General features: G+C 61.5%; 25 protein-coding genes. 14 read left to right on the forward strand and 11 right to left on the reverse strand.

The window, feature by feature from the left end; all coding sequences use genetic code 11:
* Positions 1-24 precede the first annotated feature (24 nt).
* The 7 genes from BM216_RS06240 to BM216_RS06270 all read left to right on the forward strand — a co-directional run bounded on the left by BM216_RS06240 (position 25) and on the right by BM216_RS06270 (position 7,285).
* Positions 25-1,083 carry a PhoH family protein gene (locus BM216_RS06240; RefSeq protein WP_092996579.1) on the forward strand — a complete coding sequence of 353 codons (1,059 nt, stop codon included), beginning with the start codon at positions 25-27 and terminating at the stop codon, positions 1,081-1,083.
* 20 nt (positions 1,084-1,103) lie between these two features.
* Entirely contained in the window at positions 1,104-1,613 is a 510-nt protein-coding gene (gene ybeY / locus BM216_RS06245; RefSeq protein ID WP_092996582.1) for an rRNA maturation RNase YbeY, read from the forward strand.
* 9 nt (positions 1,614-1,622) lie between these two features.
* A complete protein-coding gene (locus tag BM216_RS06250; RefSeq protein ID WP_092996585.1) occupies positions 1,623-2,795 on the forward strand; it encodes a hemolysin family protein in 1,173 nt (390 codons plus the stop codon).
* Between the two features lie 80 nt (positions 2,796-2,875).
* Positions 2,876-4,477: an apolipoprotein N-acyltransferase gene (lnt, locus tag BM216_RS06255; protein WP_092996589.1), complete on the forward strand. Its 1,602-nt coding sequence runs from the start codon at positions 2,876-2,878 to the stop codon at positions 4,475-4,477.
* Positions 4,478-4,626: 149 nt separating this feature from the next.
* Positions 4,627-5,046, forward strand: coding sequence for a helix-turn-helix domain-containing protein (locus BM216_RS06260; RefSeq protein ID WP_092996592.1), 420 nt, complete (start codon positions 4,627-4,629; stop codon positions 5,044-5,046).
* A gap of 180 nt (positions 5,047-5,226) precedes the next feature.
* Positions 5,227-6,486, forward strand: coding sequence for a methionine adenosyltransferase (metK, locus tag BM216_RS06265; RefSeq protein WP_092996595.1), 1,260 nt, complete (start codon positions 5,227-5,229; stop codon positions 6,484-6,486).
* Positions 6,487-6,583: 97 nt separating this feature from the next.
* Positions 6,584-7,285, forward strand: coding sequence for a tRNA (guanine(46)-N(7))-methyltransferase TrmB (locus BM216_RS06270; RefSeq protein ID WP_092996598.1), 702 nt, complete (start codon positions 6,584-6,586; stop codon positions 7,283-7,285).
* 13 nt (positions 7,286-7,298) lie between these two features.
* Here BM216_RS06270 and BM216_RS06275 read toward each other — a convergent pair whose 3' ends face one another.
* Together BM216_RS06275 and BM216_RS06280 are read right to left on the reverse strand one after the other, a co-directional pair.
* Positions 7,299-7,556, reverse strand: a complete 258-nt coding sequence (locus BM216_RS06275) for a BQ00720 family protein (protein ID WP_092996601.1) — start codon at positions 7,554-7,556, stop codon at positions 7,299-7,301.
* A gap of 43 nt (positions 7,557-7,599) precedes the next feature.
* Complete coding sequence (locus tag BM216_RS06280; protein WP_092996604.1) at positions 7,600-8,028, reverse strand: Hsp20 family protein; 429 nt, start codon at positions 8,026-8,028, stop codon at positions 7,600-7,602.
* 212 nt (positions 8,029-8,240) lie between these two features.
* On the opposite strand from BM216_RS06280, the gene BM216_RS06285 reads away from it, so the two are divergent.
* Positions 8,241-9,182, forward strand: coding sequence for a nucleoside hydrolase (locus BM216_RS06285; protein ID WP_092996607.1), 942 nt, complete (start codon positions 8,241-8,243; stop codon positions 9,180-9,182).
* A gap of 46 nt (positions 9,183-9,228) precedes the next feature.
* Here BM216_RS06285 and BM216_RS06290 read toward each other — a convergent pair whose 3' ends face one another.
* Positions 9,229-10,128: a ribokinase gene (locus BM216_RS06290; protein ID WP_092996610.1), complete on the reverse strand. Its 900-nt coding sequence runs from the start codon at positions 10,126-10,128 to the stop codon at positions 9,229-9,231.
* A 52-nt stretch (positions 10,129-10,180) separates the two neighbouring features.
* On the reverse strand, positions 10,181-11,245 hold the full coding sequence (gene rmuC, locus BM216_RS06295; protein WP_244530104.1) for a DNA recombination protein RmuC: 1,065 nt from the start codon (positions 11,243-11,245) through the stop codon (positions 10,181-10,183).
* Between the two features lie 247 nt (positions 11,246-11,492).
* Between rmuC and def the strand changes: the two genes are divergently transcribed.
* From def to truA, 3 genes are read left to right on the forward strand one after another with little or no spacing between them, the layout of a single operon-like run.
* Positions 11,493-12,008, forward strand: a complete 516-nt coding sequence (def, locus tag BM216_RS06300; RefSeq protein WP_092997002.1) for a peptide deformylase — start codon at positions 11,493-11,495, stop codon at positions 12,006-12,008.
* 57 nt (positions 12,009-12,065) lie between these two features.
* Entirely contained in the window at positions 12,066-13,013 is a 948-nt protein-coding gene (gene fmt, locus BM216_RS06305; protein ID WP_092996616.1) for a methionyl-tRNA formyltransferase, read from the forward strand.
* Positions 13,013-13,771, forward strand: coding sequence for a tRNA pseudouridine(38-40) synthase TruA (gene truA, locus BM216_RS06310; protein WP_092996619.1), 759 nt, complete (start codon positions 13,013-13,015; stop codon positions 13,769-13,771). The genes fmt and truA overlap by 1 nt, the downstream gene beginning before the upstream one ends.
* Here truA and BM216_RS06315 read toward each other — a convergent pair.
* From BM216_RS06315 to dapD, 4 genes are read right to left on the reverse strand one after another with little or no spacing between them, the layout of a single operon-like run.
* Entirely contained in the window at positions 13,765-14,361 is a 597-nt protein-coding gene (locus BM216_RS06315) for a hypothetical protein (RefSeq protein WP_092996622.1), read from the reverse strand. The two genes, truA and BM216_RS06315, sit on opposite strands and share 7 nt — an antisense overlap.
* Positions 14,362-14,407: 46 nt before the next feature.
* Positions 14,408-15,028, reverse strand: coding sequence for a hypothetical protein (locus BM216_RS06320; RefSeq protein ID WP_092996625.1), 621 nt, complete (start codon positions 15,026-15,028; stop codon positions 14,408-14,410).
* Entirely contained in the window at positions 15,012-16,208 is a 1,197-nt protein-coding gene (dapE, locus tag BM216_RS06325) for a succinyl-diaminopimelate desuccinylase (protein ID WP_092997005.1), read from the reverse strand. Before dapE ends, BM216_RS06320 begins: the two co-directional genes overlap by 17 nt.
* A 17-nt stretch (positions 16,209-16,225) precedes the next feature.
* Positions 16,226-17,086 carry a 2,3,4,5-tetrahydropyridine-2,6-dicarboxylate N-succinyltransferase gene (dapD, locus tag BM216_RS06330; protein WP_092996628.1) on the reverse strand — a complete coding sequence of 287 codons (861 nt, stop codon included), beginning with the start codon at positions 17,084-17,086 and terminating at the stop codon, positions 16,226-16,228.
* A gap of 139 nt (positions 17,087-17,225) precedes the next feature.
* Here dapD and BM216_RS06335 point away from each other — a divergent pair, with 139 nt between their 5' ends.
* Complete coding sequence (locus BM216_RS06335; protein ID WP_092996631.1) at positions 17,226-18,086, forward strand: LOG family protein; 861 nt, start codon at positions 17,226-17,228, stop codon at positions 18,084-18,086.
* A gap of 97 nt (positions 18,087-18,183) precedes the next feature.
* On the opposite strand, the gene BM216_RS06340 is transcribed toward BM216_RS06335, so the two are convergent.
* The gene (locus BM216_RS06340) at positions 18,184-18,846 is read right to left on the reverse strand and encodes an EF-hand domain-containing protein (protein ID WP_092996634.1); all 663 of its coding nucleotides are present in this window, start codon (positions 18,844-18,846) and stop codon (positions 18,184-18,186) included.
* Between the two features lie 319 nt (positions 18,847-19,165).
* Positions 19,166-19,879: a pyrimidine 5'-nucleotidase gene (locus BM216_RS06345; RefSeq protein ID WP_092996637.1), complete on the reverse strand. Its 714-nt coding sequence runs from the start codon at positions 19,877-19,879 to the stop codon at positions 19,166-19,168.
* A 107-nt stretch (positions 19,880-19,986) separates the two neighbouring features.
* On the opposite strand from BM216_RS06345, the gene BM216_RS06350 reads away from it, so the two are divergent.
* Both BM216_RS06350 and BM216_RS06355 read left to right on the forward strand, forming a co-directional pair.
* Complete coding sequence (locus tag BM216_RS06350) at positions 19,987-20,886, forward strand: DMT family transporter (RefSeq protein WP_092996640.1); 900 nt, start codon at positions 19,987-19,989, stop codon at positions 20,884-20,886.
* 92 nt (positions 20,887-20,978) lie between these two features.
* On the forward strand, positions 20,979-21,752 hold the full coding sequence (locus tag BM216_RS06355; protein WP_092996643.1) for an isocitrate lyase/PEP mutase family protein: 774 nt from the start codon (positions 20,979-20,981) through the stop codon (positions 21,750-21,752).
* Between the two features lie 7 nt (positions 21,753-21,759).
* Here the strand turns inward: BM216_RS06355 and argB are convergent, their stop codons facing one another.
* Positions 21,760-22,647, reverse strand: a complete 888-nt coding sequence (argB, locus tag BM216_RS06360) for an acetylglutamate kinase (protein ID WP_092996646.1) — start codon at positions 22,645-22,647, stop codon at positions 21,760-21,762.
* Positions 22,648-22,739: the final 92 nt, after the last annotated feature.

Raw genomic sequence — 22,739 nt, forward strand, 5'->3', positions numbered from 1 at the left:
CCAGCAAGTGAGGAGCTTGTTTACTTGAACGCACAAGAATTGGTTTCTTCCACAGCGCGTCAACCCCGATCCGCAGCGACCGATGCCAACCACTTCGTCTTGACGTTCGAGAATAACAGATTAGCCAGTGAGCTCTTTGGTCAGTTCGACCAGAACCTCAAGCTTCTCGAACAGCGTCTCGGCATTGACGCTCGCCCACGGGGCAATTCCGTTTCCATTTCCGGTGATGTCGTTGCCACCAACCAGGCAAGGCGCGCACTCGATTTCCTTTATGAGCGACTGCAGAAGGGCGGCTCCGTGGAAGCATCCGATGTCGAAGGCGCAATCCGCATGGCGCAGGCCGCAGACGACCAGCTGACGCTCCCGACCCTGGAGCGCAAGGCAAAGCTATCCATGGCGCAGATTTCCACCCGCAAGAAGACCATCCAGGCCCGCACGCCCACTCAGGACGCTTACATGCGCGCCCTGGAACGCGCCGAACTGGTCTTCGGCGTCGGCCCGGCCGGTACCGGCAAGACCTATCTCGCCTGCGCCCACGCAGCCCAGCTGCTGGAACGCGGTGCCGTCGACAAGATCATCCTCACCCGTCCTGCCGTCGAAGCGGGTGAACGCCTCGGCTTCCTGCCGGGCGACATGAAGGAAAAGGTCGATCCCTATCTGCGCCCGCTTTACGACGCGCTCTACGACATGATCCCTGCCGACAAGGTCGATCGGGCGATCACCGCCGGCGTCATCGAGATCGCGCCGCTCGCCTTCATGCGCGGCCGCACGCTGTCCAACGCCGCGATCATTCTTGACGAGGCGCAGAACACGACCTCGATGCAGATGAAGATGTTCCTGACGCGTCTGGGCGAAAACGGCCGCATGATCATCACCGGTGACCCGAGCCAGGTCGACCTGCCGCGCGGCGTCAAATCCGGGCTGGTCGAGGCCCTGCAGATCCTCAAGGGTGTCGAAGGCCTGTCCGTCGTGCGCTTCAAGGATACCGATGTCGTGCGCCATCCGCTGGTCGGCCGCATCGTCAAGGCCTATGACGCGCAATATGCCGTCCACGAGGAAAGCGAGGAAGCTCCCGACCGGTAATCCGGCCGGGATCAGCACTCATGCCCGAGTTAGACATACAGATCAGCGTGGAAGACGACGGCTGGCCGGATGAGGCCATGCTGGAGGCTTTGAGCGGCAAGGTGCTGGGCGCCGCCGCGGATTTTCTCGTCCGCGAGGAAGACCAGCCCTTTCCGGACATGGCCCCGGAACTGTCGCTCGTCTTCACCGACGACGATTCCATCCGGGAAATTAACGCCGAGTGGCGCGGCATGGACAAGCCGACCAACGTCTTGTCTTTCCCCGCTTTTCCGCTCGAACCGGGCGGCATGCCCGGCCCGATGCTGGGCGATATCGTCATCGCCAGGCAAACTGTCGAGCGGGAAGCGGTTGATCTCGGCAAGACTTTCGACGATCATCTGACCCATCTTCTGGTCCACGGCTTTCTCCATCTCTTTGGTTACGACCACATGGAGAAGGACGAGGCGGAGGAGATGGAGGCACTTGAGACTCGTATTCTGGCCGCGCTCGGCCTATCTGACCCCTATGCGGGGCAAGACCCGATAATGTAGTTTGGAACAATGAACGATTATTCGAGCAATGTCGCCCGCGAGGGCAAGGACAGTTCGGACTCACCCTCGTCAGACGAGGGCAGTAGTTCGGCAAGGTCCGAACACTCATCCCGATCTCACAATTCCTTCTGGTCGCGGGCCCTGCGCCTGCTGAGGCCGTCGCAGGGCGAACAGCTCCGCGAGGATCTCGCCGATGCGCTGATGGCCGATACCAATATCAGCAATGCCTTTTCGCCGGACGAGCGCGCGATGTTGCACAACATCCTGCGCTTCCGCGAAGTCCGCGTCGAGGACATCATGGTGCCGCGCGCCGACATCGAAGCGGTGGACATGACCATGACCATCGGCGAGCTGATGATCCATTTCGAAGAGACGGGCCGCTCGCGCATGCCCGTCTACGTTGATAATCTCGACGATGCACGCGGGTTTGTTCACATCCGCGACCTTTTGTCCTACCTCGCCAAGCAAGCGCGCAACAAGCGCCGTGTCGGCTCTAGAGCCAATTCACCAGCGCAGGTTGCAAATACTATAGAGAAATCCGAAAAGCCTGTCCGCGCACCGAAAGCTGCGTTCGATCTGGGGCGCGTCAACCTTGAGCAGACAGTGGCCGAAGCCGGTTTGATCCGCAAACTTCTCTTCGTTCCGCCGTCGATGCTGGCATCGGATCTGCTTCGCAGCATGCAGGCCGCGCGCACGCAGCTTGCCCTCGTCATCGACGAATATGGCGGCACCGACGGTCTCGTGTCCCATGAGGATATCGTGGAAATGGTCATCGGCGATGTCGAGGACGAGCACGATTCCGATGAAGTCATGTTTTCCAAGACCGGCGACGACATCTTCGTCGCCGATGCGCGCGTCGAGCTTGAAGAGATCGCCAAGGCAATCGGGTCGGATTTCGACATCCGCGATCGCCTGGAAGATGTCGACACGCTTGGTGGCCTGATTTTCTCCGCCCTTGGACGCATTCCCGTCCGCGGCGAAGTCGTCCAGGCCGTTCCCGGGTTCGAATTCCAGATTCTCGAGGCAGATCCCCGCCGGATCAAGCGCGTGCGGATACTGCGCAAACGCGCACTTGCACGCCGCCGCCAGGTAAAGGGCGAGGAGGCTTTGCCCGCTCCGGCCGTCCCGGCAGGCCTGCTTCCGGCGCCCTCGGAAGACCGTGCATCGCGGCCGGAAGGCTGATCGGATCCCGCAAAGCCCGCGACATCGCGGGCTTTTTTTGAAACACTCCCCCCGCTGATTCGGGACAAAAGGGGGCATCCATGGAGCGGCTGGCGGGTAGGGTCATGCTACTGTCGGGCATGCCCCGGGTGGCCCTTGCATTCATTGCCGGAGCGGTAGGCGCATTCGCCCTACCGCCTTTCGGTTTTTTCGCAGCGCTCTTCGTGTCGTTCACGCTGCTAGTCTGGCTGATCGACGGATCGACTGGCAATCCGGCCGGCGGCGTCTCGAGCCGCCTGCGATCGGCCTTCTTCATCGGCTGGCTCTTCGGCTTCGGTTATTTCGTCGCCAGCCTCTGGTGGCTGGGCAATGCCCTGCTGGTCGAGGCCGATGACTTTGCCTGGGCGCTGCCGCTTGCGGTGCTGGGCGTCCCGGCTGTTCTGGCACTTTTCTACGGGCTCGCGGCGGCACTCGCCCGTATTCTCTGGTCTGACGGGATCGGACGTATAGCTGCCCTTGCGGCCGCCTTCGGCGTTGCCGAATGGCTCCGGGGCTTCGTGTTGACCGGATTTCCCTGGAATGCCGTCGGCTATGGAGCGATGCCGACCCCGCTGATGATGCAGTCGGCCGTGGTGATCGGCATCTTCGGCGTCAGCGTGCTTGCGGTTTTCGTCTTCTCCGCGCCGGCACTGCTGGGAACCGGCAAGGGCAAGGTCGCGGGGCTTGGCCTCGCGGCACTTCTGCTCATGGCCCATTTCTCCTATGGTGCCTGGCGTCTGCACGGCGCTGATGCTGCCCTTGAGGCGGCTGCGGGCGAGCGCAAGACGGTCCGGCTTGTCCAGCCACTGATCGATCAGGCCCAGAAGCTCGATAACACCAATCGCGCCGAGATCTTCGAGGAGCATCTGCGCCTGTCGGCATTGCCGCCGGAGGGTGAGGGGAAGCGCCCCGACATCATCGTCTGGCCGGAAACCTCGGTTCCCTTCATCCTGACCGAAAACCCTGATGCGCTGGCGCGTATTGCCGATGTCCTGCAGGATGGGCAGGTGCTGATCGCAGGCGCCGTGCGCTCGGAAAACGCGGGCGCCGGCATGGCGCCGCGCTTCTACAATTCGATCTATGTCATCGACAGTGACGGCCAGATCATATCCGCTGCCGACAAGGTGCATCTCGTGCCCTTCGGCGAATATGTTCCTTACGAGAACCTGCTGAAAAGCATGGGCGTAACAGACGCGATCGCCATGCCGGGCGGCTTTACCGCCGCGCCGACCCGCTCGCTGCTGACGCTGCCCGGCGGCGCCCTGTTCTATCCGCTGGTCTGCTACGAAGCGATCTTCCCGAACGAGATAAGCCAAGACGTAGAGCGCGCTGCAGCATTGCTCAATGTCACCAATGACGGCTGGTTCGGCGCGACCCCTGGACCACATCAGCACTTTCAGCAGGCAAGGCTCCGTGCAGTGGAAACGGGACTGTTTCTGATTCGCGGCGCTAATACAGGAATTTCCGCCGTCGTGGACCCCTTCGGCAGAGTAGTGAACGGTTTAAGTTACAATCAAAAGGGCGTGATTGATGCTACCATAGGAGGTGGTATCTCTGGCAATTGGGCGGGTGAAACGAAACAGCGTAACTTCTGGTTGCTGGTTCTGGCGATGTCAGTAATTGCGGCAATTTCGCGTGTAAGTTTTAAAACCCGCAAGAATTGACCAAAAACCCCCAAAATTGCATAGTGAGAATGCCTACTGTCTCGCCATATGCTTCGTGTTTTGGTTCTGTCGTCCCTGAGCATGAAGCGTATTCTCCATACGCAGACCGGGTTGAGAATTGAAACAACAACTTCGTCAGGACCCCCATTATGATTGAAAATAAGAAGAAACCGAACCCGATCGATATTCACGTCGGGAGCAGGATCCGTTTGCGCCGCACCATGCTTGGTATGAGCCAGGAGAAGCTCGGAGAAAGCTTGGGAATTACCTTCCAGCAGATCCAGAAATACGAGAAGGGCACGAACCGCGTCGGCGCCAGCCGTCTGCAGAATATTTCGAGCATTCTCAACGTACCGGTGTCCTTCTTCTTCGAGGATGCACCGGGCGACCAGTCCGGCAACGGTGCCGGCATGGCCGAGGCCTCGAGCTCGAACTACGTCGTCGACTTCCTGTCGTCGTCGGAAGGGCTTCAGCTCAACCGCGCATTCGTCAAGATCGCTGATCCGAAGGTTCGCCGCCGGCTGGTCGATCTGGTCAAGGCGCTGGCCGCAGAAGCCGAGGTCGAGTAGGCGGGAGCTCGATCTGGGGAGGAGTAGGAGGCGGCCTCATCGAGGCCGCTTTTTTTATGCGCAAAAGGCGCAAAAGTCGCTCAATTTTACGTATAAAGATATATTTATGTCGTTGTACGCTTGTTTTTGGCGTGCGAAGCCACTAAAGATTTCCCGTCTATTCTTTGAGGGGAATCCCGCATGCACGCCAATTACCTGTTCACCAGCGAGTCTGTGGCAGAAGGCCATCCGGACAAGGTTTGTGACCGTATTTCCGATGAAATTGTCGATCTGGTTTACCGCGAAGCCGCCAAGACCGGCATCGACCCTTGGACGGTCCGCATCGCCTGTGAAACGCTTGCCACGACCAACCGCGTCGTGATCGCCGGCGAAGTCCGTCTGCCGCCAAGCCTGATGAAGAAGGACAAGAACGGCAACGACGTCATCAACCCGTCGAAGTTCAAGTCCGCCGCCCGCAAGGCGATCCGCGACATCGGCTACGAGCAGGACGGCTTCCATTGGAAGACGGCGAAGATCGACGTGCTCTTGCATTCCCAGTCTGCTGACATCGCCCAGGGCGTTGACAGCGCTGCCGACAAGCAGGGCGACGAAGGTGCGGGTGACCAGGGCATCATGTTCGGTTTCGCCTGCAAGGAAACGCCGGATCTCATGCCGGCCCCGATCTACTATTCGCACCGGATCCTGCAGCTGCTCGCAACCGCCCGCAAGAAGGGCGAGGGCGATGCAGGCAAGCTCGGCCCCGATGCCAAGAGCCAGGTGACGGTCCGTTACGAAAACGGCAAGCCGACCGAGGTCGACTCGATCGTTCTTTCCACCCAGCATATCGATGCCAGCTGGGATTCGAAGAAGGTTCGCCAGGTTGTCGAACCCTATATCCGCGAAGCTCTCGGCGAACTCCCGATTGCTTCCGATTGCAAGTGGTACATCAATCCGACCGGCAAGTTCGTCATCGGCGGCCCGGATGGTGACGCGGGCCTCACCGGCCGCAAGATCATCGTCGACACCTATGGCGGTGCAGCACCCCACGGCGGTGGCGCATTCTCCGGCAAGGACACGACCAAGGTCGACCGCTCGGCTGCCTACGCTGCCCGTTATCTCGCTAAGAATGTCGTGGCCGCAAGCCTCGCCGACCGTTGCACGATCCAGATCTCCTACGCGATCGGTATTGCCCAGCCGCTGTCGATCTATGTCGACCTGCACGGCACCGGCAAGAACGTCACGGAAGACCAGGTCGAGGCCGCGCTGCGCAAGGTCATGGACCTGTCGCCGACAGGCATCCGGCGCCATCTCGACCTGAACAAGCCGATCTACGCGAAGACTTCCGCCTATGGCCATTTCGGCCGCAAGGCCGGCCGCGACGGTTCCTTCTCCTGGGAGAAGACCGATCTCGTGAAGCCGCTGAAGGACGCCCTCAAGGAAGATCTCCTGAAGGCTGCCTGATAGGGTTTTCGGATCGGGGCTTTACCGATCCGGCCATGACACGTTAAAGCGGGTGCCTCCATGAGGCATCCGCCTTTTTTATATTCGGACGACTTGCATGACGAATGATCAGCACCCCACCCGGGCTACGGAAGCCTTCTACGGCCGCCGCAAGGGGAAGCCGTTGCGGGAGCGGCAGGCCGAGGGACTGGCATCGCTATTGCCGGTGCTGAAGCTCGATCTGGCGACACCAGCGCCTGCCGATCTGCGTGATCTCTATCCGATCCCGGTGGAGCGCCTGCGCCTGGAGATCGGCTTCGGCGGTGGCGAGCACCTCGTCCATCGCGCCAAGGAGGACGGCGTGACCGGCTTCATCGGCGTCGAGCCCTTCGTCAACTCCATGGCCAAGCTGCTTGGCCAGGTCGATGATCTGGGTCTGAAGAACATCCGTCTCTATGATGATGATGCAACGCAGGTGCTGGACTGGCTGCCGTCGGCTTCGATCGACCAGATTGACCTGCTCTATGCCGATCCCTGGCCGAAGCGGAAGCACTGGAAGCGTCGCTTCGTCTCTCAGGTCAACCTGGAGCGTTTCCATCGCGTGCTGAAGCCGGCAGGGCTTTTCTGCTTCGCGTCGGACATCGATACCTATGTGAACTGGACGCTGATCCATTGCCGCGACCACGGCGGCTTCGAGTGGATGGCGCAGCAATCCTCGGACTGGCTGACGCCCTATGCCGGCTGGCCGGGGACGCGCTACGAGAACAAGGCGCGTCGGGAAGGGCGGTCTTCAGCCTACCTGACCTTCAAGAAGGTCTAGGCATATTTGACGATCAGTGCAGGCTGACCGTCTTCAGATCGTCTTCGGCAGCCTTGAAAAAAGTGCTCGAACGGTTGTCGGTGAGAAGGATCGGCGTGCCGTCTGCGCCGAACAGCGCCCACAGGTCGAGGCTCGGATCGATATCGGGAGCTTCCGGGAAACAGCGGGTGACTTCTTCAGACCGCATCTTGCGAATGTATCCGACTTCGCCACTGCCGAGATGGGCAAGTTCCGACTGCGTCAAATGAGTATTCGCTTCTTTCAAGAGCATTCCAGCCTCCGGAATTGAGGGCATCAGCGTTGATGCTGATGGTCTACTCTGAGACGGAAATGTTAATTTTTCGCACTACGCGCTGGGGTTCGGGGCGGGTAAGGTCGACGGAAAGAAGACCGTTCCTTAACGATGCCGAGGAGACCTCCATCCCGTCTGCCAGCACGAAAACCCGCTGAAACTGGCGTGCGGCAATGCCTCTGTAGAGATAGGCGCGCTCCGGCTGCTCTATCTGGCGGCCACGAATGATCAGCTGGTTTTCTTCGGTCGTGACATCGAGTTCGGCCTCTGAGAAGCCGGCGACCGCAAGAGTGATTCGCAGCTTTTCATCGCCACCCGGTGCGTCGGGGCGGACCCGCTCAATATTGTACGGGGGATAGCCTTCATTCGCCTTGGCAAGGCGCTCCAGCGTCTTTTCCATCGCGTCGAAGCCCAAAAGCAGGGGGCTCGCGAATGGCGTCATTCTGCTCATCGTTCAGTCCTTGCATGAAGCGACCAACCCGATGCCCTGACGGCACATCGGAACGAGCCATTTATATGGGGGCTTGCCGCGAGGATCGCAAGCCGAGCGCGGGATGTCGGGAATGCACCCGGTTCGGTGGAGGTCTGAACAGGGTTGCTACGGGCCGCCTTGACAAACGGGTTGTGTCCATCCACCACTCCCCTAAAGTTCAGGGAGACGTCATGGCACCGCGCAAGATCATTATCGACACGGATCCCGGCCAGGATGATGCCGCCGCGATCATGCTTGCATTTGCGAGCCCTGAGGAGCTCGATGTTCTCGGCCTCTGCGCGGTCGCCGGCAACGTGCCCCTGTCGTTTACAAGCCGTAACCTGCGCATCGTCTGCGAACTCTGCGGCAGGCCGGATGCCAAGGTCTATGAAGGCGCGCTGAAGCCGCTCAACCGCCCGCAGGTGACGGCAGAGCACGTCCATGGCCGTACCGGCCTGGACGGTGCCGAACTGCCGGAGCCGGCCATGTCGGCGCAGCCAACCCATGCGGTCGATTTCATCATCGAGACGCTGATGCGCGAGCCGGCCGGCACGGTGACGATCTGCACGCTCGGACCGCTGACCAACCTCGCGCTCGCGCTACAGAAGGCGCCGGATATCGCCGGCCGCATCCAGGAACTGGTGATGATGGGCGGTGGGCTTTTTGAGGGCGGCAACATCACGCCGACGGCCGAGTTCAACATCTATGTCGATCCGGAAGCCGCAAAGATCGTCTTCGACGCCGGCATCCCGACCGTGATGATGCCCCTCGATGTGACACACCAGCTGCTGACGACCAAGGCGCGCGTGGCGAAGATTGCCGCGATCGGCACGCGTCCGGCGCAGGTCCTGGTCGAATGGCTCGCATTCTTCGAACGGTTCGACATCGAGAAATACGGCTCGGACGGCGGACCGCTGCATGATCCGACTGTGATTGCCTATCTGCTCAAGCCGGAACTGTTTTCCGGTCGCCATTGCAATGTCGAGATCGAGACCCAGTCCGAGCTGACGGTCGGCATGACGGTTGCCGACTGGTGGGGTGTGACGGACCGCAAGCCGAATGCAACCTTCATGCGCAATGTCGACGCCGACGGTTTCTTCGAGCTCCTGACCGAGCGCGTCAGCCGCCTGTAGGCGCGAGGCCGCGCTTCGGCGGCATCGCGTCGTTCTTGTCCGGTGTTTAAATCTCGCGATCGACAGCCGCAGCAAGCGGGATCGACGGCTGTGCGCCGCGCTCGAGGCAGGCAAGCGAGCCGGCAACGGCAGCTCTCCTGAGCGCATCGGCGAATGTCAGTCCCTGGTCGAGGCTGGCGGCGAGATAGCCGCAGAACGTGTCGCCCGCGCCGACCGTATCGACAGGCTCTATCTTCAGCCCCTTGGCGGTCAGGATCTCGCCGTCGCGGATCGCGATCACGCCATCGCCGCCAAGCGTGACGACAAAGGTCTGCTTGCCTGCGGTGTGACGCTGCCGGAGCGCTTCTATCCGCGCATCCGATGTTGCCGTGTTTCCACCGATGATCGCATCGAATTCGGTTTCGTTGGCGACGACGATATCGGCAAGCGCTGCCAGCCTTGCCGCGTCGGCGGTAAAGGGGGCGGTATTGAGGATGGTGGTGACGCCCTTTTCACGCGCCGCGCCGAGCGCCGCCTCGACGGCGCTGGCCGGGATCTCGAGCTGCAGCATCAGGACATCGCCCGCTGTCATGGAGCCGACTGCCTTGACCGCATCGTCCGTGGTGATCGTGCCGTTGGCGCCGGGAATGACGGCGATCATGTTCTCGCCGGTGCCGCCGACTAGGATCAGTGCCGTTCCGGTCGGCTCCTTGGCCGTGGCGACCGATGACAGATCGGTACCGGCCTCTTTGAGCAGGGCGAGCGCGGGCTCTGCAAACGTGTCGCTGCCGACTGCACCGGCCATCTTGACCGAACTGCCGGCGCGGCGTGCCGCCAGCGCTTGGTTGGCGCCCTTTCCGCCGGCCGCCGTCGCGAAACTCGATCCGGCAACCGTTTCCCCGGGCTTCGGCAGCTCCGCGGTGTTGGCGATGAGATCCATGTTGATGGAGCCGAAGACGGTGATCATATGAGGGCCTGCTGTTTGATGAAATGAAGCTGCGGGACACTGCCCGAGACACTCACTCCTCGTCAACCACCCGCAGCCTGAGAAGGCCGGTACGGCTCTCGACCGATTTCTGCGGCGATGGCGTTGCTGCGTCTCCGCCGGCCGGTGTTTCCAGTTCCAGTGAGGTGATCCGGTTACCGCGCTTGGTCAGCTTTTCCGTCGAGGTCAGGATCTGCTCTACATCTCTTTCGGCGGCCAGGAAATGCGACTGCAGCTTGCGCGTCCGGTCGTCGAGCCGCCCGAGGTCTTCCATCAGCAGCTCGACTTCGCCCTGGATGAGATGGGCCTGCTCGCGCATCCGCTGGTCGCGCAGCACCGCCTGGATGACCTGGATCGACAGCAACAACAGGGATGGGGAGACGATGACGACGCGGGCGCGCTGCGCCTTCTGTACCACGGCGTCGAAATGCTCGTGGATCTCGGCGAAGATCGATTCCGACGGCACGAAGAGGAGGACCGTATCCTGCGTTTCTCCCGCGATCAGGTATTTTTCCGCAACGTCCTTGATGTGCACTTCCATGTCGCGGCGGAATTGCTGGCCGGCGGCGCGCCGCGCTTCTGGAGAAGCGGCCTCGCGAAACGCATTCCACGCTTCCAGCGGAAACTTGGCGTCGATGACGAGTGGCGGCGCGCCATTGGGCATGCGGATCACGCAGTCGGGGCGGGTGCCGTTCGATAGTGGCGACTGGAAGGAATAGGCGCCCTGCGGCAGTCCGTCGGCGACGATCGCTTCCATGCGGCCCTGTCCGAAGGCGCCACGGGTCTGCTTGTTAGAAAGGATCGCCTGCAGCCCGACGACATCCTTGGCGAGCGTCTGGATATTGTTCTGTGCCGCATCGATGACGGCAAGCCGCTCCTGCAGCTTGCGCAGGTTTTCGTGTGTCGATTTGGTCTGTTCGGTGATAGTCGAGCCCAGACGATGGCTCATGCCGTCGAGCCGCTGGCTGACGGCCTGGTTGAGCTCGCTCTGGCGGCTCACGATGGTCTCGGCCATGGCGGCAACACGCCCGTGCATCTCGCCCTGCATCCGCACCAGCTCGGCGAGGCGCGCTTCGGCGTTGGCCGTGCGCCGCATCATCTCGTTCCGCTGCCCGCCGCCCAAGCGCAGCACAAGGATCGCGACGAGCAGTAGAAACAGGACCGCTGCGCCGGCCAGGATCAGGGTTTGCGACGGGTCGCCGGACGGAAAAAGGGCGGTCAAGGGCTCTATCATATGGGCAATCTAGCAGAACGTGAGCGGATGGAAAGATCAAAACGTGAACATATAGCGGCATGAGCATGTCTTGCCTGTTTTCACGCCGCAAAAGATGCGCTATGGGGGCGACATGACCATCAAGCCGCTCATCATTCTCCCCGATCCGCTTCTCCGCCAGGTTTCGACTTCGATCGAGACCGTCGATGCCGAAGTGCTGAAACTCGCCGACGACATGCTGGAGACCATGTATGACGCGCCAGGCATCGGCCTCGCAGCGATCCAGATCGGTATCCCCAAGCGCATGCTCGTCATCGACGTGTCGCGCGAGGACGAGGAGAAGAACCCGCAGGTCATAATCAACCCTGAAATCGTCAAATTCTCCGACGAGGGCTCGGTCTACGAGGAAGGCTGCCTGTCCATTCCGGAATATTATGCCGAGGTTGAACGTCCGGCGGTCGTCAACGTCAAATATGTCGGTCGTGACGGCAAGGAACATGTGATGGAGGCCGACGGCCTTCTCGCCACCTGCCTGCAGCACGAGATCGACCACCTGAACGGCGTTCTGTTCATCGACCATATCTCCCGGCTGAAGCGTGAGATGGTGATCAAGAAGTTCACCAAGGCTGCTAAGGGCAAGGCGATCTAACACGGCGCTGCGGCGATCCGAAACCGGAAGGCGCGCTTTTTGAAGCGTGGAAGGTCCATGTCTCTTCGTATCATCTTCATGGGCACGCCGGAATTTTCCGTGCCGACGTTGCAGAGCCTGAAACAGGCCGGTCACGAGATCGTCGCCGTCTACACCCAGCCGCCCCGCCCAGCCGGTCGCCGCGGGCTCGACCTGACGAAGTCGCCGGTGCACCAGGCGGCCGAGCTGCTCGGCATTCCGGTGCTGACGCCACTCAATTTCAAGGCCGAGGAAGATCGCGAGACCTTCCGGCAGTTCAACGCGGATGTCGCAGTCGTCGTGGCCTATGGCCTGCTTTTGCCGGTCGCCATTCTCGAAGGCACGAAGCTCGGCTGTTATAACGGGCACGCCTCGCTCCTGCCGCGCTGGCGTGGTGCGGCCCCGATCCAGCGGGCCATCATGGCCGGTGATGCCAAGACGGGCATGATCGTAATGAAGATGGAAAAGGGTCTGGATACCGGCCCCATGGCGCTGACGAAGGAAGTCGAGATCTCGGAGACCATGACGGCCGGCGAGCTGCATGACAAGCTCATGCTCGTCGGCGCTCGTGCAATGGTCGAGGCGATGGAAAAGCTCGAAGCCGACGACTTGGCCCTGGAGCCGCAGCCTGAAGAGGGCGTGCTCTATGCCGCCAAGATTGACAAGGCGGAAACCCGCATCGATTTTTCGAAACCGGCGCGGGACGTGCATAACCACATCCGCGGCCTGTCTCCTTTCCCAGGGGCATGGTTCGAGGCAGAGATCAACGGCAAGCCGGAGCGCATCAAGGTGCTGTCTTCGGCGATGGGCGAGGGCCACGGCGAAGCAGGTGAGCTCACAGATGATATGCTGGCGGTTGCCTGCGGCGAGGGCGCGGTGAAGCTCACCCGCCTGCAGAAGGCAGGCGGCAAGCCGCTGGATGTCGCAGACTTCCTGCGCGGGACGCCGATGCCGAAGGGCACGAAACTGCCGCTGGGATCGGCCTGATGCCGCGCTTCCGCATGACCGTCGAATATGACGGCACATCCTATGTCGGCTGGCAGATGCAGGAAAACGGCCATTCCGTTCAGGCAGCACTTCAGAACGGCATCCTGTCCCTGACCGGCGAGACTGTTTCGATCCGCGGTGCCGGTCGCACGGATTCCGGCGTACACGCCTTCGGCCAGGTCATCCATGCCGATCTCTCGCGCGACTGGCAGCCGTTCAAGCTGCGCAATGCGCTGAACGCCCATCTGATGATGGCGAACGAGCGTGTCTCGGTGATCGATGTGCGGCAGGTTGACGAGAGTTTCGATGCACGGTTCTCGGCGGTGAAGCGGCATTACCTCTATCGCATCATCAACCGCCCGTCGCCGCTGGCGGTCGAGGCAGGCCATGCGTGGTGGGTACCGAAGCCGCTCGATCATGAGGCGATGCATGCGGCAGCACAGATGCTCGTCGGCCATCACGACTTCACCACCTTCCGCTCGGCCCATTGTCAGGCCACGAGCCCGGTCAGGACGCTGGACCGGCTGGATGTCACGCGCACGGGCGACCTGATCGAAATCCGCGCCAGTGCCCAGAGCTTTCTGCACAACCAGATCCGCTCCTTTGCCGGCACGCTGAAACTCGCCGGAGATGGCAAGATGACGCCGGAGGATGTGCGCCTTGCGCTCGAAGCCCGCGACCGCAAAGAATGCGGCCCGGTCGCACCGCCGGAAGGCCTATATTTTATGAGGGTCGACTATCCGGGCGACGATCAATAGGGCGAGACCTCGAGATAGGATCTCAGCAGGTCCGAGATGATCAGGCTCGGGATCATCAGCACCAGCATGAAGGCCGTCAGCACGAGCGGCTGCGGTCCGCAGATCTGGCGCAGGATGCGTGACACGGCGTAGATCGTCGAGGCCAGCAGGACGATCTGCAGCAGGGCGATGATGCCCACGGCGCCCGGCAGCAGGAATAGCAGCGCCGTCAGCACCGCATAGGCGTAGGCGACCGGCACTGACAGCCAGTTGGTCGATGCGACGATCGCCGTGAATTTGCGCTCGGCATTAAGCAAAAGGCAAAGCCCTCCGACAAGGACGAGCGGCAGCACCCAGTTGACCGCCTCGATAAGAAACAGCCGCAGGAAGAAAGGAGCTCCCGCTTTGGCCCCTTCAGGGCCTGCGGCAAGGAAGGCGAACCGCATTCCGGCCCAGTAGACAAGCATGGCTGGCAGGCACCAGACGAAGGCCCAGAAGGAGCGCATCATGCCGCGGTCGGTCAGATCGAGAAGGCGAAGCCCCTGGGCGTCACCTTTCACCAGCAGCCAGAGGCCGGAAATGTAGAGCTTTATCTCGGCGAATGAAGGCAATTTGGATCTCGCGGACTATCTTTGGTCGTGTTCGGACTATGTATGTTCAGGGTACGTAAATGCCGAGCTGTTTTTCGATCGGCTCCAGCAGCGCCCAGGCAAGGCTCATGGCAACGATGATCGTCAGGCGCCCCAACGGGTTGCCACCGACGACGATACGCAAAATGCGCCAGGTCGCGATGAACAGGAATGCAATGTACAGCACAAGCAACGCATAAAGACTGTAGGCGCTGACCACCCACCAGCGGTCGCCGGTTGCATCCGGCGCGAAGATGATCGCGAGAAGGACCGCGGCTCCTATATAGACTGCCGCCACAGAGCCCCAGTTGCAGATCACCACCAGGGTGCGAAACAGGGCGCGTTTGCGCAGAAGCGCGAGCGCCACGAACACGCCGGCGAGCGGCAGCAACCAGTCGGCGATACCCGCGACCAGAGACTTGGCAATAAAGCTCGCGGTCGTTTCCTGGCTATCCGGAAAGGCAGCCAGATGCTCGTGCCGTTGGTCGAGCCAGAGAAACAGCAAAGCCGGCAGGCACCAGAAGAACGCCCAGAAGGAGCGCGCGACGCCACGGTCGGAAATGTCGAAGGCGCTCAGGCCGCGCGCATCGCCTTTGACGAGCAGCCATATGCCGCCGAGAGAATGCTTGAGCTCATGAAGGGATGGCATCGCCGAACCAGCGGGAAATGAAGGTTCCGTAGATCTGGGTCAGGGTTTCGAGGTCGGCAAGGGCGACGCGCTCGTCCACCATATGCATCGTCTGGCCGACGAGGCCGAATTCCACCACCGGACAATAGTCCTTGATGAAACGGGCGTCCGAGGTGCCACCGGTGGTCGAAAGCCTCGGCTGCTTGCCGGTCACGGCCTCGACGGCAGAAGACAGCGAACCGATCAGGGCGTTGTTGCGGGTCAAGAAGACATGGCTCGGCCGCTCGGCCCAGGTGATCTCGTAGCGGGCTGGATCGCGATCGGGCCGAAGTGCTTGATCGCTGGCAGCCTCGTCGAGGCGGCGGATGATCTCGGCCTTGACCGTGTCGGCCGTCCAGGTGTCGTTGAAGCGGATGTTGAAGGCGAAGGTCGCCTTGGCCGGGATGACATTGGTCGCCGGATTGCCGACATCGACGGAGGTCACTTCCAGGTTGGAGGCCGGGAATTCCGGCGTGCCGGCATCGAAGGGCGGATCCATCAGCGCGCCGGCGAGCGGCAGAAGCCCGCGCACCGGATTGTCGGCGAGATGCGGGTAGGCGGCATGACCCTGCACGCCGAAGACCGTGACCTTGCCGGACACCGAACCGCGGCGGCCGATCTTGATCGTGTCGCCGAGCACATCCGGATTGGTCGGCTCGCCGACAAGGCATGCGTCCCAGCGCTCGCCCTTCTCGGCTGCCCACTTGAGAAGCTTTTCCGTGCCGTTGACGGAAGGGCCTTCCTCGTCGCCGGTGATCAGGAAGGAAATCGAGCCTTTCGGCGCGCCGTGCTGTTCGATATGGCGGGCCGCGGCGGCGATGAAGCAGGCGATGCCGCCCTTCATATCGACCGCGCCGCGGCCGAACATTTCGCCATCGGCGACCTCGGCGGCAAAGGGCGGATGGCTCCAGGAAGCTTCCTCACCCACCGGCACTACATCCGTATGCCCGGCGAACATCATATGCGGCTCTTCGGTGCCGAGCCTTGCATAGAGGTTTTCGACATCCGGTGTTCCGGCTTCGCTTGCGATCATCCGCTCGACCTTGAAGCCGAGCGGGGTGAGCATCGCCTCGAGTGCGGTGAGCGCTCCGCCTTCCGTCGGGGTGACGGAAGGGCAGCGGATCAGGGTCTCGAGATTGGCGACGGGATCGGAAGCGGACATCGGCATAGAACTTTCACTTAGTCGCGCAGCAGTTCGTTGATGCCCGTCTTGGAACGGGTCTTCTCGTCGACCGTCTTGACGATGACGGCGCAGTAGAGATGCGGCGCGGCGAAACCGTTCGGCATCGTGGCGTTGCCGGACGGCATCGAGCCGGCGACGACGACGGAATAGGGCGGCACTTCGCCATAGGAGACTTCGCCGGTGGCGCGATTGACGATCTTGGTCGACTTGCCGATGTAAACGCCCATGCCGAGAACCGAGCCCTCGCGGATGATGCAGCCTTCGACGACTTCCGAGCGGGCGCCGATGAAGCAATTGTCCTCGATGATCGTCGGGCCGGCCTGCATCGGCTCCAAGACGCCGCCGATGCCGACGCCGCCGGAAAGGTGCACGTGCTTGCCGATCTGGGCGCAGGAGCCGACGGTCGCCCAGGTGTCGACCATCGTGCCTTCATCGACATAGGCGCCGAGATTGACAAAGGACGGCATCAGCACGACGTTCTTGGCGATGTAAGCCGAGCGGCGGACGACGGCGTTGGGCACGGCGCGGAAACCGGCGGAGCGGAACTGGTTCTCGCCCCAGTTTTCGAACTTGGACGGTACCTTGTCCCACCAGGTGGACGCGCCCGGGCCGCCCTTGACGACTTCCATGTCGTTCAGACGGAAGGAGAGGAGAACGGCCTTCTTGAGCCACTGGTTGACGGTCCATGTGCCGTCTTCGCCGCGCACCGCGACGCGGGCTTTGCCGGCGTCGAGCAGGTTCAGCGATTCCTCGACGGCATCGCGCACCTCGCCTTTGGTCGAGACGTTGACGCTGTCGCGGTTGTCGAAAGCGGTCTCGATGGTCTTTTCGAGGGCGGCGAAGTCGAAGCTGCTCATGGAATATCCTTAAACGTCACGCGGTATCGTGATGGCTGGGGAGGTGGTCATTTGATCCCATTTGCTCTAAGCGACCGCCACTCAAGCGTCAATGCGAATTGGCGCCGGCAGCGGCCGGCGCGGGAAGGAATGAGGTTCCATGGCACGAGTTGAGAACGAGGGCGCTGAGCGCAAGGATGGCGTCTGGGAGCCGCTCAAGGACAACAAGGCCGACAAGCATGCGGCGGCCGGACAGCCGAAGACCCCGCAGACCATGTCCCCATCCTATCGCCTCGCATTCGCAGACGAGGATTTCCTCAGCCGCAAGGAGCTGCGGCCGGTGCGCCTGCAGCTGGAACTGACCAAGGCCGAGATGATGCTTGCCGAGATGGGCATCAAGTCGACGGTCGTTCTGTTCGGTGGTGCCCGCATCCCGGCACCAGGTCAGGCGCCTTGGGCGGCGCGCAACGAAACCCAGCGCAACAGCCTCCAGGCGGCCTCGGTCTACTATGAGGAAGCGCGCAAGTTTGCCGCGCTCTGCGGTGAATATTCGGCGAAGTTCGATCACAAGGAATATGTGGTCGTAACCGGTGGCGGCCCGGGCGTAATGGAGGCGGGCAATCGCGGCGCCTCTGAAGTCGGTGCACCCAGTATCGGCCTCAACATCATGCTGCCGCACGAGCAGGCGCCCAACCTCTATGTCACCCCCGAGCTCAGCTTCAACTTCCACTATTTTGCCATCCGCAAGATGCATTTCCTGATGCGGGCAAAGGCGGTCACCGTGTTTCCGGGCGGTTTCGGCACGCTGGACGAAATGTTCGAGGCGCTGACGCTGATCCAGACCAAGCGTATGGAGCGCATTCCGCTCATCCTGTTTGCCGAGAAATTCTGGCGCAGCATCATCAATTTCGAGGCGCTCGCCGATTTCGGCACGATCGCGCCGGAGGATATCGAACTGATCAACTTCGTCGAAACCGCTGACGAGGCCTGGAAGGTGATCCAGGATTTCTACGAGAAATAGGCTTTGCCGAAAATGAAAGGACCCGCCTCCTGAAATCCAGGAAGCGGGCCCTTTTCCGACGACGGCCGGTACTAGTTCCGTAATGGGGGGCGAGGAACTAGAGGGGGCGGTCCGGCAGGTCGTCGATCGAAATCGTGTTGTCCTTGTTGGTGTCCATGCGGGCGAACAGCTTGTCGCTTGCAGCCCAGGCTTCAGCCTTGGTGATCTTGCCGTCGCGATCCTCATCGATCATCCGGAAGAACCGTCCGCCGCCCATGCGCGGGCCATCACCGTGCCGTTCGAAGCGGGCCTGATGGCGGTCGCGGTCATGACGTCGATCTTCGCGATCGGCGCGTTCGTGGCGCGGGCCGTCACCGTCCTTGAGTTCGGCGCGCGGGCCGTCCGGACGATCCTCATCATCTTCGGCATCGGCCATTTCCGGACGTGGACTATTCTTGCGGAACTCCTCGCGCTTGGCGATGCGATAGTCGAGCAGTTCTCCGCGGGTGATATTGCCGTCCTTGTTGCCGTCGATCTCACTGAAGAGGGCTTCCTGACGGGCCGCCATCTCTTCCTTGGAAACCTTGCCGTCCTTGTTGGTATCGGCGGTCTTCAGCAGGCGGACGAACGTGACGTCCTGCATGATCGCACCACGCATCATGCCGTGGGGGCCACGACCCGGGCCGCGATCAGGCCGTTCCGGTGCGGCGAATGCCGGGATGGCAGCTCCTGCGACCAAAACGGCACCGAGGGTCGCCAAAACGATCTTCTTTGCGGTCATCGACGGGTTCCTTTCCCTTGTTGCGATGACCTCAAGGTATGGCCGCCAAGCCCTGGCGACCACTTAAACTCCCGTAATGTGGATGAATTCTTTGTAATGCACGGGACTATACGCTGGAAACAAGACCCCTCCCAACCGACCTGGGTCGAGCCGCTGGTCTCGACCCGTCTTTACAGACCCCCACAAGGGGGAGGGCGCAACCCAGCCACACCGCCGCAGCAATTCAAGGCAGACGGGCCCGGCAAGGCTTCTCCCCCTTGTGGGGGAGATGGCCGGCAGGCCAGAGGGGGACTTTTCCGGAAGCAGAAGATGAGCGCGCTTAGGCGACGCGCAGGCCGTTCAGGAAGCCGGCCAGATCGTCCGTCACATAGTCGATGTGATCGTCCTCGTCGGACAGCGTTTCCCAGCGCTCGATCAGCACATCGTTAAGATTGCGAGGCGTCAACAGCACCGTGCGCATGCCGAGCGTCTTCGGGACGACGAGATTGCGTGGCAGGTCTTCGAACATGGCGGCATGGGCGGTATCGACCCGGTGCAGGCTTGCGAACTTGTCGTAGGTCTCGCCGGCCGGCTTCGGCACATAGCCCGCAGCAACGATGTCGAAAATGTCGTCGAAATTGTCGAGGATGCCGAGCGCGCGGGCGGCCGCTTCCGCATGGGGAACGCTGCCATTGGTAAAGATGAACTTGCGGCCGGGCAGGGCCTTGATCGCCTCGCCGAGTTCCGGATTCGGCAACAGCGCGGAATAGTCGATCGCATGCGCCCGCTCGAGAAAACCGTCCGGATCGATGCCGTGGTTCAGCATCAGCCCCTGCAGCGTCGTGCCGTGCTTGTGATAGTAGCTCTTCTGCAGGACGCGCGCCTCTTCCCGGTCGAGCTGTAAAAGCTCTTCGACATAGGACGTCATGTTCGCATCGATCTGGGCGAAGAGATTGACGTGATGGGGATAGAGCGTGTTGTCGAGGTCGAAGACCCAGTCGCGGATGTGGGAAAAATCGGCGGCGTCGGGGGCGGTCTTGGGTTTCTTGTCCATGTCCTGCTTATGCACTGGCTGGCGGGCAAAGAAAACGGAAAAAGGCGACCAGATTTAGCTCGTTTCGGCCTTGGCGAGGAATTGGCGCGCGTGATACCGCCGATGACATGGAACTCTGGATCCCGATCACCATAGCCGCCGCCTTTCTGCAGAACCTGCGGTCTGCGCTGCAAAAGCACCTGCAGGGTGCGCTCGGCACGCGCGGCGCGAGCTTCGTCCGCTTCGGCTACGGCTTTCCGGTCGCCATCCTCTATGTCGTGCTGCTTCATCAGGTCGGCGGTTTTGCCATTCCGGCGCTCAACTGGGCCTTCGCCTTCTGGGCGGTGCTCGGCGGTCTGGCCCAGATCTTCGCCACGATCATGCTCGTCCATCTCTTTTCGCTGAGAAATTTTGCCGTCGGTACGGCCTATTCCAAGACCGAGCCGGTGCAGGCGGCAATCTTCGGTCTGATCCTGCTCGGCGAAAAGCTGACGATCGGCGCGGTCGGTGCGATTATCGTCGGCGTTTTCGGCGTGATGCTCATCTCGATGGCGCGCATGCCTCTGTCGTGGAAGAATACCGTCTCGGCACTGGCGAGCCGGACAGCGCTCGTCGGCATCGCTTCCGGTGCCGTCTTCGGCATTTCCGCAGTCGCCTATCGCAGTGCCTCGCTTTCTCTCGACGGGCCGAACCCGATCATGCAGGCGGCAACGACACTCGCCTGCGTCACGACCTTCCAGACGGTATTCATGCTGGTCTGGATGATGTGGAAGGACAACGAGATCGTCCAGGTGGTCAGAACCTGGCGCACGTCTGCGCTGGTGGGGCTCGCCAGCGTCTTCGGCTCGGCCTGCTGGTTCACCGCCATGACGCTGCAGCAGGTGGCCTATGTCCGGGCGCTTGGTCAGATCGAGCTGATCTTCACCTTCATGGCGTCCTATTTCCTGTTCCACGAGCGGATCAACAGGATGGAAGTCGCCGGCTGCCTGCTGATCGTCTGCGGCATTTTCGGCCTTCTCTTTTCCTGAACCCGAATTTGGTCGATGTCGGTGCCGAATTTTCGGCGACGTGACGGCAAAAATCCGACTAGATTGACGACAACGCAATGGGAGGACGTATCGTGTCTCAGAAGGACCAGGCGGCGGCATTCGGAGCGCTGCACCAGAAGGGCAATCCGGTCATCATCTACAATATCTGGGATGCCGGAACTGCAAAGGCGGTGGCGGACGCGGGCGCCAAGGCGCTGGGGACCGGCAGCTGGTCGGTTGCTGCCGCGCAGGGCTACGCGGACGGCGAGAACCTGCCGATGGAAGTGCTGCTTGCCACGGTGAGATCGATCACAGCCGCGGTCGACCTGCCCTTCACCGTGGATTTCGAAGGCGGCTATGCGGAAGACCCGGCAGACGTCGCAAAAAATGTCGCGCAGGTCATCGATACGGGTGCCATCGGCATTAATTTCGAAGACCAGGTGGTCGGCGGCGAAGGCATCTATCCGGCCGAGAAGCAGGCCGAACGCATCCAGGCGATAAGAGCGTTGGCGGATAGCCGCGACATCCCTTTCTTCATCAATGCCCGCACCGATCTGTTCCTGCAGGAGAGCGACAGGGAAAAGCACGCGCGGCTGATCGAGGAGGCAATCGAACGGGCCGAGGCTTATGCGGCGGCCGGCGCCAGAGGCTTCTTTGCGCCGGGCATGGCGGACGAGGCGCTCATCGAAAAGCTCTGCAAGGCCTCGTCGCTGCCGGTCAATATCATGATGTTTGCCGGCGTTCCCACGCCAAAACGGCTGGCCGAGCTCGGCGTCGCCCGGGTCAGCTACGGTCCCGGCCCTTATCGCGCGATGATCGACAAGCTGAAGGAGGATGCCGCGGCGGTGTTTTCCGCCGCGGGCTGAGGCCTGGTCAGGGCACGATCAGCGTGCCGGCGCCATGTTCGGTGAAGATTTCGAGCAGCACCGAATGCGCGGTCTTGCCGTTCAGGATGACGACGCCCTGGACGCCGGCCTTGATGGCGTCGATGCAGGTCTCGACCTTGGGGATCATGCCGCCGGAGATCGTGCCGTCCTTGATCAGTGCCTGGGCCTGGGCGACGGTCAGTTCCTTGATCAGGTTCTTGTCGCGGTCGAGCACGCCCGGAACGTCGGTAAGGAACAGCAGGCGGGTCGCATGCAGCGCACCTGCTATCGCCCCGGCAAAGGTGTCGGCATTGATATTGTAGGTCGCGCCGTCGCGGCCAGGGGCGACTGGTGCGATGACCGGGATCATTTCCGACTTGGCAAGCAGGTCGAGCAGGGTGCGGTCGACTTCGACCACTTCGCCGACGAAGCCGAGGTCGAGCACGCGCTCGATATTACTGTCGGGATCGACGATGGTCTTCTTCGCCTTTTCGGCGAAGACCATGTTTCCGTCCTTGCCGCAAAGGCCGATCGCCCATTCGCCGGTCTGGTTGATCAGCGCGACGATTTCCTTGTTGATCGAGCCGGCAAGCACCATTTCTACGATCTCGACCGTCTTGGCGTCGGTGACGCGAAGGCCGCCCTCGAATTTCGATTCGATACCCATCTTGGTCAGCATCGCGCCGATCTGCGGCCCACCGCCATGAACGACGATCGGATTGACGCCGGACTGTTTCAGAAGCGCGATATCGGCGGCAAAAGCCTTGCCGAGCGTCGAATCGCCCATTGCGTGGCCACCGTATTTCACTACGATCGTCTTGTTCTCGTAGCGCTGCATGTAAGGCAGAGCCTGGGCGAGGAGTTGGGCCTGGAGTTCGCTGTCTGACATCGTCATGGAATTTCCCTGCATCAAAGGTGGGGCCTTTTAACGCATCTTTTTGACAGATCAAACAATCCGGTGGCAAGTTTCGAACGTAACTGGTTTGA

It is taken from the genome of Rhizobium sp. NFR07 (assembly GCF_900111905.1).
GTDB lineage: Bacteria > Pseudomonadota > Alphaproteobacteria > Rhizobiales > Rhizobiaceae > Neorhizobium.